Origin of the sequence: Kurthia zopfii (assembly GCF_003143955.1) — a bacterium.
GTDB classification, from domain to species: domain Bacteria; phylum Bacillota; class Bacilli; order Bacillales_A; family Planococcaceae; genus Kurthia; species Kurthia zopfii.
This window is the reverse complement of sequence record NZ_QFVS01000001.1, coordinates 1-11691: the sequence shown is the minus strand read 5'-3', so window position 1 is coordinate 11691 and position 11691 is coordinate 1. Positions and strand designations below refer to the sequence as shown.

8 protein-coding genes and 1 tRNA gene are annotated in these 11691 nt (G+C 32.3%); 2 read left to right on the top strand and 7 right to left on the bottom strand.

Annotated elements, in window-relative coordinates:
- Positions 1–145 precede the first annotated feature (145 nt).
- A complete protein-coding gene (gene pruA, locus DF281_RS00040; RefSeq protein ID WP_109348206.1) occupies positions 146–1690 on the bottom strand; it encodes an L-glutamate gamma-semialdehyde dehydrogenase in 1545 nt (514 codons plus the stop codon).
- Positions 1691–1871: 181 nt separating this feature from the next.
- Here pruA and DF281_RS00035 point away from each other — a divergent pair, with 181 nt between their 5' ends.
- Positions 1872–3200, top strand: coding sequence for an AAA-type ATPase lid domain-containing protein (locus DF281_RS00035; protein ID WP_109348205.1), 1329 nt, complete (start codon positions 1872–1874; stop codon positions 3198–3200).
- 52 nt (positions 3201–3252) lie between these two features.
- On the opposite strand, the gene DF281_RS00030 is transcribed toward DF281_RS00035, so the two are convergent.
- Both DF281_RS00030 and DF281_RS00025 read right to left on the bottom strand, forming a co-directional pair.
- A complete protein-coding gene (locus tag DF281_RS00030; RefSeq protein ID WP_109348204.1) occupies positions 3253–4239 on the bottom strand; it encodes a proline dehydrogenase family protein in 987 nt (328 codons plus the stop codon).
- A 1148-nt stretch (positions 4240–5387) separates the two neighbouring features.
- Positions 5388–8636, bottom strand: a complete 3249-nt coding sequence (locus DF281_RS00025; protein WP_109348203.1) for an NACHT domain-containing protein — start codon at positions 8634–8636, stop codon at positions 5388–5390.
- Positions 8637–9800: 1164 nt separating this feature from the next.
- Here DF281_RS00025 and DF281_RS14630 point away from each other — a divergent pair.
- Positions 9801–9968, top strand: coding sequence for a hypothetical protein (locus DF281_RS14630; RefSeq protein WP_166636027.1), 168 nt, complete (start codon positions 9801–9803; stop codon positions 9966–9968).
- Between the two features lie 161 nt (positions 9969–10129).
- Here DF281_RS14630 and DF281_RS00020 read toward each other — a convergent pair.
- The 4 genes from DF281_RS00020 to DF281_RS00005 form a co-directional block, all read right to left on the bottom strand.
- Positions 10130–10203 (bottom strand) — tRNA-Arg (locus DF281_RS00020).
- Between the two features lie 69 nt (positions 10204–10272).
- Positions 10273–10788, bottom strand: a complete 516-nt coding sequence (locus tag DF281_RS00015) for a metallophosphoesterase (protein ID WP_109348202.1) — start codon at positions 10786–10788, stop codon at positions 10273–10275.
- Between the two features lie 13 nt (positions 10789–10801).
- A complete protein-coding gene (locus tag DF281_RS00010; RefSeq protein ID WP_109348390.1) occupies positions 10802–11386 on the bottom strand; it encodes an XTP/dITP diphosphatase in 585 nt (194 codons plus the stop codon).
- A gap of 151 nt (positions 11387–11537) precedes the next feature.
- Positions 11538–11691 (bottom strand): transposase (locus tag DF281_RS00005; RefSeq protein WP_146191504.1); only part of this gene is annotated, 154 nt, incomplete at its 5' end.

Genomic DNA, 11691 nt, shown 5'->3' with positions numbered 1-11691 from the left:
ATCTATTTTCATTATAACAATCTTGAAATGAGAACTCTGTTCCAAACTTGCTATATTTTTTACGACATTATAATAGAAGAAACTCCAAATAAAAAAGAGAAACCGCATGTAAAAATGCGATCTCTCTCGTCAATTTCAGACTTTATTAGAAAGTTTCTGAAGTTGTTTTAGCTTGCATGTGTAATTGTAAGTAATCAGGGCCACCAGCTTTTGAATCTGTACCTGACATGTTGAATCCGCCGAATGGTTGGTAACCAACGATTGCTCCAGTACAGCCACGGTTGAAGTATAAGTTACCTACGTGGAATTGTTTACGAGCTTTCTCTTGGTTCAGACGGTTTTTCGTAATAACAGCACCTGTTAGGCCGTATTCTGTATCATTTGCAATTTCGATTGCTTGGTCGAAGTCTTTTGCTTTAGCGATTGCTACTACTGGGCCAAAGATTTCTTCCTTCATGATACGAGCGCTTGGATCTACATCAGCGAATACTGTTGGATTTACGAAGTAACCAACTGAATCATCTGCAGTACCACCAGCCATTAATTTACCTTCAGTTTTACCGATTTCGATATATGAAGTGATTTTTTTGAATGCTGCTTCATCGATTACTGTAGCCATGAAGTTTGCATTGTCAGTTGGATCACCGATTGTTAATGCTTTTGTTAATTCAGTTACGCGTGCTACTACTTCTTCGTATACATCTTCTACGATGATTGCACGAGAACAAGCTGAACATTTTTGTCCTGAGAAGCCGAATGCAGATTTCACGATTGATTGAGCTGCTAATTCTAAATCAGCTTCTTTATCAACTACGATTGTATCTTTACCACCCATTTCAGCGATGATACGTTTGATCCAAATTTGTCCTTCGTTAAGAACTGAAGCACGTTGGTTAATGCGTAGACCTACATCACGAGAACCAGTGAATGATACGAAACGAGTGCGTGGGTGATCAACTAAGTAATCGCCTACTTCTGCGCCTGAACCTGGTACGAAGTTTACTACGCCAGCAGGAAGACCCGCTTCTTCAAGAACTTCGATAAATTTGTATGCTACTACAGGAGTTGTAGAAGCTGGTTTTAATAGAACTGTGTTACCAGTTACAACTGCTGCTACTGTAGTACCCGCCATGATTGCGAATGGGAAGTTCCATGGTGAGATGATGATCCCTACACCTAGTGGAATGTAGTCGTAACGGTTGTATTCACCTACACGGCTCTCAACTTTTTGACCGTCTTTTAAGCGAAGCATTTGGCGTGCATAATATTCTAAGAAGTCGATTGCTTCTGCAGTATCTGCATCTGCTTCATTCCAAGGTTTACCAGCTTCTAAAGTTAATAGTGCTGAGAATTCGTGTTTTCTGCGACGGATAATTGATGCTGCTTTGAATAAAACGTCTGCACGAATTTCTGGTTCAACTTGACTCCACATTTTGAATGTCTCATCTGCTACTTGCATTGCTTTTTCAGCTAAGTCTTTAGACGCTTTTGAAACGCTTCCAATTACTTCAGTTTTCTTAGCTGGGTTGTAAGAAGTGATCTGTTCCTCAGTAGAAACTCTTTCGCCACCGATGATTAATGGATACGCTTGACCAAGGTAACCTTGTACAGTTGCTAATCCTTCTAAGTATGCATCTTTGTTCTCTTTGATTGAAAAGTCAGTAAATGGTTCATGTTTGTATGGAATCATGTAAATTGCCCCCTAAGTGATGAAGTGCCAAATAATTTTGCACTTAATTTCTATTTCTAAATATATCATGCAATATTTTTTAGCATTACGCAACTATAATTTTCAAAATCTTTTAAAATATCGCGCAAACTACTCGTCAAATGTTACAATAAAACCCATATGTGCAATACAGGAGGACATTATGGACAATCAAAAATTATTAAATATTTATAAATATATTATCGAGCAAGGTGATACTGGAATCCGCGCAATCAATTTAGATGGCGAATTCATTGTCTACAATGGGAAAATGAGAGAACTTGAAGGCATTGATGAAATCGATTTTGAAAATCATCGTGCGCATGAAATAATCGATTTCGAATCTGATCAAAGTGAAATTTTCCAAGTGTTGCATTCAGGAAAACAATTAACAAATCATAAAAAAATTTTTTGGAATAAGAAAAATCAAGAAGTTACGTACATTAGCAATATCTATCCACTTCTTGAAGATGGTGAAGTAATTGGTGCAGTGGAATTCGCTCGAGATATTACACAAATCGAGCTAATGATGTATCGCCCTTTACGTCGATACGGCGCTCCTCTTACTTTTGATATCATCACGGCTGTATCGAAAGTCATGAAAGAAGTCATTCAAAAAGCGAGAATAGTTGCGCTAAGTAAAATGCCTGTTCTTCTCATTGGCGAATCTGGAACTGGGATCGACATGATTGCGGAAGGTATTCACCACGATTTATCGAATCCGAATCAGGCGTTTATTAATATGATTTGTCGTCGAGATGAAGAAACCATTTTAAATCAGCTAGAAAAACAAATTATCGAAGAGAAAAAGATGACTTTTTTCGCAGAGCGAATCGAGTATTTATCAATTCCTGCACAGGAACATCTCGTCTCACTCTTTGAACAGCACCCACATCATGACCATATGATGATTGCGAGTGTTGGCAAAGATCCGATTGATTTGATCCAAGAACAAAAATTATCAAAAAATCTATACCGACTGTTTTCATCGATTACAATTTATGTGCCGCCATTACGTGAGCGAAAAGAAGATATCATGCCATTTATTAATGACTACTTCCAACGACATCGTGAAAACTATGGTTCTGCCATTCAAGCTTTATCACCAGAAGTGAAGGAATTATTTTTAAATTACACTTGGCCAGGCAATCTAAAAGAATTAGAAGCATTGTTGGATGAAATGACGACTGTCATTACGAATGAAACGACTATTGAGATGCATTTATTGCCACCTCACTTCAAGTGGAAAATCCAACATGTCATGCAAACGGACGTTGAAGAATCAAGTGAATTGTTTATTATTAAAAATTCTAGCGATATTCGCCCACTGGATCACTACATGAAAGAGGTAGAATCCTACTACATTACGAAAGCGCTCGATTTTCATGATGGGAATATTTCAAAATCTGCCGAAGCACTCGGCATTCGTAGACAGAGTTTGCAATATCGTATGAAAAACTTCCAAATTGATGCAAAACAATTTACAAAATAACGCAAAAAAAGAGATTAGGACCTAAAATCCTAATCTCTTTTTTTATATTTAATTATTTTTTAACTTTTTTTGATTTCTTAGAAAGTCTACCAAGTAAGAATGTTGCTGCTCCTACTGCAATCACTGTATTTGTTTTCTTCGTGAACACTTGTTTAGATACAAGCGCTAAGTTTTGTGGTCTTTCTGCAAGACGACGCATGAAGTAACCGTACCAATCATTACCGAATGGTAGGTATGTACAGAAATTGTACCCTTCTTTTGCTAAATCATACTGCATTTCTTTTCTGAAACCGTATAACATTTGGAATTCGAATTTATCATTCGGAATATTATTGTCTTTTACGAATTTTTTCACATGATTAATTACATTATGGTCATGTGTCGCGATCGAAGTGAATTTACCGATTAGTAAATGTTGTTCGATTAGACGTAAGTAAGCTTCATCGATGTCCTCTTTTGATTGGTAAGCAACATCTGGATTTTCTTTATATGCGCCTTTTACGATACGAAGGCGGAAGTTTTTATACTTTTCAATATTCGCTTCTGACTCGAAAAAGTATGCTTGAATAACAGTTCCAACATTGTCATATTCCACATGTAATTTTTCAAGTAAGTCGAATGAACTTTGTAGACGAGCGTAATTCTCCATGTCAAAGTTTACGAAAATTCCGTAACCATGAGCAACCGATACGATCTCTTTTAAATTTTCATAGCAGAAGTCGATATCGATATCTTGACCAAGTTGAGATGGTTTTAACGAGATATGCGCATCCAGATTTTCATCGTGGATTGCTTGAATCACTTCTAAAATATTTGCTTTAGCTGCTGTTGCTGCAGACTTTTCAAATACAAATTCCCCTAAATTATCTACTGTACATGAAATGTTCGCTTTGTTTAATTCCTTAATTGTTTCCACAACTTCCGGAATAGTTGTTCCAGCTACAACACTTTGTGCCCCCATGCGTAAACCATATTTTTGAGCCATTCCATTTAGTAATTGGTTCTCAGATAAACTCATAAATACATCACGTAATGCCATAAAAAATTCCTCCCTAACACCTTAAATTAGTTTGCAACGAGAGTATAACACTATATTTTTCTGAATTAAAAGAACAATTTTTATTTTTTAAAATAATAATCTTCCATAATTTTTTCAAAACTCTTACTACGTCAATGGTTTAGACACTTTTTTATTTCGAAAAATATTTTTGTAAAATTGATATTTTTTCAATTTCCACGATTATTTTTATTCTTTTTCTAAAAACGAGGAGTTAATTTTGAGAAGAATTTTATGCAATTTCTGATATTTGTTTAGATCAATACAAAATCGGATGATTCATTCAGATGGGACATGGTGTTTTTTTGATAGTAATCATCATAAAGGAGTCTTTCTAATCTGCAGCTATTATTTCAACTTCAGAGGAAATGTTTTTTATTTTTAAAGAAAAAATATTTCTTCGACGTTTTTCTATTTTTTTGAAAGAAACATATATAAGCGAACAGAATGATGATACCAAATAGGATTCTTTCACTAGACTATACATCGCTTATTTTCTTTATTCATAAAAATCGGTTTTGCTGGAAGTAGTGATCTATATAGACTTATGCGATCCTTTATTCATTTTTTAATTCGCAGATTTTTAATAATTTATTTACTCGAATATTATTGGTTATTAATGAAAATTAAAAGCGAAATCACATTTCGATATTGAAAAGTGATCTCGCTTTTTTCATTATTTTTTCTGCTCACTCAGTATTAATAATTATTATAATAACAAATCAAATACACATACAAACCTAGTTTTCTAACGAGAACAAAATTCATCGAATGAGAGTCTCCCTCTTGGAATTCAAGAACGTAAAATCAGTTCTAAATCTTATAGTTCTCTAAAAAATGGAATACTTCTTATTAGGATAAGCGATAAGTGTGTTATCAGCAAATGCAGTAAACTTTTTTTCCCGGAAGTAAGTTTGATTGCAAATATTCATCCCAAACAGTGCCATTCTACGATAATCAGCTATGCGAAGCTAGCCATAAATCTTCTACATCTCGTACCTTCCTCACCCATGCAATAACTATTGTCATTAAAGCAACCCTACGCTAAATTTTTTAATTGCCTATTAATATCTATCTTTTTAGTAACTAACATACTTAAATTAGAATTATCCAACTAAATGTAATATAACCTACTCATCTACTCCCGAAATTTTAAGAAACGTGAAAAAACTACTCGCCAAAGAATTGAAGTCTACTTCACTAGAAATAAACTCTTCTACAAAAACAGGAACATTTCCTATCATTTCAAATAAGTTTGATGGACTGTCTATACTAGAAATTTTACTACATATTGCTGCATGTAAAATTTCCTGAAAATTATTTGTTAGTGTTTTGTGTTCAAAGTGTCGATATAATTCTAACTCACTAAAAGCACTATGAAATCCATCTGGTAAACTAGCTATCTCTATTGGCAATAGCTCCTCGTTGATAACAAATTGTATATCTTCTTCGGTTAAAAAACCCTTTTCATAATTGCTAGTCACTTCTATATAGTCATGATGTTCTCTTTTACAAGTTATTTGAAAAATTTCTTCATACCCTTTAAAATCTTCAAGATCAAAAAAAGTATTTTCTCCCCATATTTTGTATTCACAACTCTTAATTATCTTTAATACCTCGTTTGAATACTTTGAATGTAAGATATTTTTTAGCTCGTTATATTCGATTTTTTTACTATAACAATATCCGCGCAACATTTTAAAGAATTCTATTTGTACAAGCTCTAAACTTAGCATATTTATTTTATCTGGTGCTAAATTAAAAACATTTAAGTTTAAGTCTGTATCCTTCGAATATATTTCTTGAATAAAATAACTAAACTCCTGATTATTTAAATTATCTACATAGTAATCAAGAATATGTCTTATACCTTTTTCTGATTTAGATTGAAGTTCCCTAATTATTTCAGTGCTTTTTTCGATTTCTAAATATCCTTTTCTTTGAAATAGTATTAATGGCTTCCAAATATTATGGACTGTATAATCTTTCCTTGCATAATAACACGTAAATAGTTTATAAATGGAATCCATATCAATAGAATTTTTCAAAAATAGATTTAGCCTTAAATAATCTTCTACATAGCTTATTAATTCAAAAGAATCTTTCCCTTTATATTGACTGAAAAAATCTTCTAAAGAAAGATTTAAAAATTCATTTTCCTCTTTTAAAAAACCTAATGTCTTTAATCTATATACTATAGATACCATTACAGATGGAATAAACAGTTCTCGATGACCATATTTACTAAAAATCTCTTTTATAAAAAATGTTATATCTTCATTCCGGTCTATATAATCATGTATTTTATTTTTCCACACCTCAAATTCTGTTTGTTTTGGAGACTCATTTATATATAGTATTACAAATATATTTTCTATTATATCTTTGAAGTCTAATTCACTAACCTCACCCAATAAATGTTGTGCCTTATTAAAATCAACATGAGCTTCTAATATATCAAAATACTTGTCCACATCTTCAATTTTATTCCGAATAGACATATAAAAATCTGTAGTATCGAAATGATTATGAGCTTCAACTACTTCTAAAGACGAATAATTCCCCTCTTTTATAAAGTACCACATTCCGAAAAGATAACCATTACTTGTGATATTGTCTTCGGTGTATCCGTTAAATAGTAATGATTTAATATAAATATATAAAAATTCTTTTAAACTTGAGATGTGATCTCTAGCTAAAATATTTAAAATTAAATTTAAATCATAATAATTATTTATTGTTAATTTGTTTGGGGCAATACCTTTAAGTGTATACCTTAATTGACTGTAAAACTCTTGAACCGATTCTATATCTATTGTTCCTTTAAACCATTTTTCGAAGAAATTTATATCTGCATATGTTCTTGTAATTTGAAGTTGCTCGTTAATATCGAAATTAAAATGTAAATATCTATTTATATATTGTTTTTTCCCTGACATAATTGATTCATATACCTTGCTTTTAATATCAGTTACAACTTGTTCTACACTCAAATTTCCAGATAAAGATATTCTTAAATAAGTATTCAAACTATCATGTAGTAAAGATATCCTATTCAACTTGATTTCAAATAAGTAAGGATGCTCATCTATTATCTGATTAATAAACATTGAGTTAGTACCTAGTAAAGTATCTATCTCCGACCTCATAAAATATGAATTAGAAGTTAAGAACAATCCTAAGGTTTCTTTATTGCTATACTGCTTCGTTATTTCATCATAATATTCATTGACAGTATTTAATTGTGGTAAATCGGGTATATTTTTATTTATTTTATAGGAGTCTGCTACAAACTTCACTAAAATCGGATAGCCTTGAGTGATTTGGAATATCTCTTTAGATAATAAATAATCAGATAAATGATATTGTTTATTCAAAAAGGTGCAAGTTTGGTCAAAATCCCAATTTTGTAATCTATAAATTTCCCACTTAATACAATGTTTTAATGGCCTTGAAAATATGACTACCTTAACACCACTCTGTTCCATAATCTCTATAAACTGAATAAATCTATCTAATTCATATGGATTATAATTTTCTACATGATCTAGCCCATCTATAATTAGTGTAGTTTTATTAGCTACTAATTCAGCTGCAATTTCAGCATTGTCTTTTTTAACTAACTTCTTAAAAATCATCTTTATTAAATTGCCAATAAAATTATCGTAACGCAATCTATCTTGATAATCATAGTCCTGATTAGATATCCAAAATCTATAGATTATTTTTTCTCCAACGACTCTTAAATTATTTACTAAGTGACTTTTACCAACACCAGGCTTTCCTTCAATAAATAAAGTCGTTTGATTAGAAAGATGAAACTCTCTGACTTCAATAGAAGGGTCTACTAGTTGATTAGAGTAGGTTTGTAAGATAGGTAATTCTGAAAGACTAATTAACATTTCTCGATCATCCAACCTTTTTTCAAAAAATGATTCTAGAAGTGCCATCCTAGTCATATCTATTTCATAAAGTTCTTCTACCTTTGCTCTAATCTCTTCTCTAGATAAAGAAATAATGTAGACATCATTAATCGAATAGCTTGGCAAGCCTAATATTTCCGAGTTACATTCCATGTCGATTTTTTTAACGAAGATAATATTTTTCATTTCTGATATTACATGTGGAATGGACTTAATTTTTGCTACTCCATCCTTTACAGTGATATCAGTGGCTTTTACTTCTTTAAAGTCTTTCATTTGACAGTACGTTTTAGAGCCATCATGATTAACTATTACTAAATCATCAAATTTATGTTCGACATCAGCTTCTACTTCTATCTCTAAAATTTCTCTTTCTGCGTCCATAAGAGTTAATATATAAAAGGCCACTGTTTTTTGATAAGAATAACCAATTAGAGAATTTTTTGCCGTTTTCAATTAGAACACCCCATCTATGTCTGCATTATAACTTTAATTCACTGAATTAAAATTAACTTAATAAATTCAACGCTATTTTGATATTTTTGTTTGTTTTCATTCGTCATACTATTTTACTTCATTTAAACTTTCATACCTTTAAACAAACATAATTTAATTGTTCGACAGTTGAACTCATCAACTAGACTGAATTGATTAGTAAATATTTTAGGTTTTTCAAAAAAAATTAGTTCCCGATAAGCAGCCACACCTTTGATTAGATTAATTACGGTATTAGTAAAATCCATAATTTCTTAATAATATTCATTATTAAACATTTCTGAAGCAGCTTATATTTCATCTTCATATGGCTCTTGATTTCATAATAAAAATAAACCTCTAGCTAGAGTTTCAAATTCATAAATTAATTTTTTATTTTCTATCTCAATTATCGAAAGAGGAAAAATCTTATCTCCACCCCCTATTACCTTACTATGTAAATCCTTTAATAAAGTCTAATTTCGGGAGATTGTTCTATTTATTTTAGGTTTTTTGAATAAGAACTCCCCCTTTATTTCGAACTTTACTTTTTATTATAGCCATTTAGTATTAGTCTAACCAGAATTTTCAATATTATGTTAGTCAAATGAAGGAACCTTAATTATATATTTTCTATAACTATTACTTTAAAATTCCTCTACATCTTTTCTTCAGGAAAATTAGATTTAGGTGTTCCATGTTGCAAAGATACCGTCTCTTTGCAACACCAATAACTTCCAATATATAATTTCATTAAAGAAGCCTGTATATCGTAAAAACATTTATTAACTAATAATTATATAAATTGGATAATGTAATCTCCACTAATATTTTTATTCAATAAAACTTAATTTTGATTTTAAATTATTTTCTTTGGGAAATCTAAGTAATTTTATTCGGTTACTTCAGTAATACTTTTTAAAAAATATTTGAACTCTTTAATAAATTCTAAAGACTTGTTTGCTAATGAATTAAATCCTTAAAAAATAAAATGATAAAAAGATTATAGATGAGCGTATATTTTATCATGCTAAATCTCCTATTCATGTAATTACAAAAGATCTATTAAGTGATGTACTGCTCCGTTCCAAACGTTCTCTACATATTACACCTATAATTACAGAGTGGGGTTAAAGACATACACACGTGAGTATATTGCCTTATAAAGAAATTAGTTTACTCTATGTATCAGAGCGACTTGGTCACGTATCATTAGACTTTACAACATCTACATATGCGCAACTTATGGAAGAGTTGTGCGATATAGATTCAAAACTAACTACTAGCATTTTCGAACGATTATTAAGCGTATAAACTGCGGTACATATTTTGTGTAATCAGGTATACAAACCGCACCTTTTTCAACCTATCCATATCTTAATCCCCTAAAACAAAAAAATGCCTCAAACCCTTATCTATAAAGGATTTGAAGCATAATTTTAAAGTTCAAACTTTTTTCAATCTGAACCCTTTGATGTCCCAGGAGGGATTCGAACCCCCGACCGACGCCTTAGAAGGGCGTTGCTCTATCCAGCTGAGCTACTGAGACATTGTTTCTTAAGAACATTTTCTTAAGGACAATACCTATTATAGACCAGGACTGGATAATATGTCAACATTATTTTTTCAATATAGAGAAATAATGTTCTGAGATTTTTTCTTTAGTTGGTGAAAGGAAGGAAACCTTGATTTCATCGGTGTTTGCTTGCCATTCAATTGTTGCGTAGCTTTTTGGATTACCGCCTCTTGGAAGTAGTAAACTGCCGGGATTTAAAAATAATGTATCGCCAATTTGCTCAGCTCCAAGTAGATGCGAATGTCCGAATAGTACGATGTCAGCACCTGTCTCCTGCGCTTTATAATCCAGTGGTGTTAATGTCATCTTAATATTATAAAGATGGCCATGTGTCATAAAGATTGAGCGTTCGCCAATCGGTATAAGTAGATCATCTACAAAGTTACGATCGAAATCGCAATTCCCTTTAACACGATACATATTATGAAAATGGGCATCGTCATACGCTAATTCACTATCGCCGCAATGGAAGAATGCATCTGCGTCTTGCTCTTGTTCATATACTTGCTCGATTAGATTGGCATCACCATGCGTATCGCTTAATACAACAATTTTCATCGCTATGTCACCTCTATAGGTTAATTTTTTCTTTCAATAATTGTAATGCGTTGCCTCGGTGAGAGATTGCGCCCTTCTCTTCTGGTGTCATCTCTGCCATTGCTTTATTTTTTGATGGAACGAAGAAGATTGGATCATAGCCGAAGCCATTTTCTCCACGACGTTCTTCTAAAATAATACCTTCACAAGTGCCGAATACTGTTTCTGTTGGATAGTCTGGTCCTGTAATTGCTAGACAACAGCAGAATCTTGCAGTTCTTTCTTCAGTAGGTACGCCTTGTAGGTTTTTCAAAGCTTTATCCATATTTGCCTCATCGTCATGATCACCTGCATAACGTGCTGAATAAACGCCTGGTTCGCCGTTTAACGCATCAATCATTAAACCGCTATCATCGGCTATAACAAGCATATTAAGCGCTTTAGAAAGCGTTTCAGCCTTTAAAATGGCATTTTCTTGGAAAGTAGTACCTGTCTCTTCTATTTCCATATCTGGTGCTACGTCAAACATCGTCACAACTTCATAACCTAATGGGCCGAAAATTGCTTCGAAGTCTTTCACTTTCCCTCTATTTTTTGTTGCGATTACTACTTTTTTCATCATTAAAACCTCCATTACATTGTCCTCTTATTTTAGCACAAAGTTATTCTTTCTACTGTTTTCAACCAAAAAAGGGCTCTTTGTCAAATAACGTTGGTGAGAGTTTTCAATTGAATAAAAATCGATTGGTTTGAGCGAGATCACTTTTCATTTATGAAGCGTGGCTCGCTCTTTTTAATGCGAAGTGTAAATAGATTCGGTTGCGATAGTTTTCAAAGTTCCTGTAACCATAGGCAACTCGATTTAAGACTTTGATTTTATTGTTAATTCCTTCAATTCTTCCGTTGTTATAAGGGAAAAGAAAG

Bases quoted from the DNA above. Each gene is read 5' to 3' on its own strand.
- pruA (WP_109348206.1), bottom strand. From the start codon at position 1,690: ATGATTCCATACAAACATGAACCATTTACTGACTTTTCAATCAAAGAG.
- DF281_RS00035 (WP_109348205.1), top strand. From the start codon at position 1,872: ATGGACAATCAAAAATTATTAAATATTTATAAATATATTATCGAGCAA.
- DF281_RS00030 (WP_109348204.1), bottom strand. From the start codon at position 4,239: ATGGCATTACGTGATGTATTTATGAGTTTATCTGAGAACCAATTACTA.
- DF281_RS00015 (WP_109348202.1), bottom strand. From the start codon at position 10,788: ATGAAAATTGTTGTATTAAGCGATACGCATGGTGATGCCAATCTAATC.
- DF281_RS00010 (WP_109348390.1), bottom strand. From the start codon at position 11,386: ATGAAAAAAGTAGTAATCGCAACAAAAAATAGAGGGAAAGTGAAAGAC.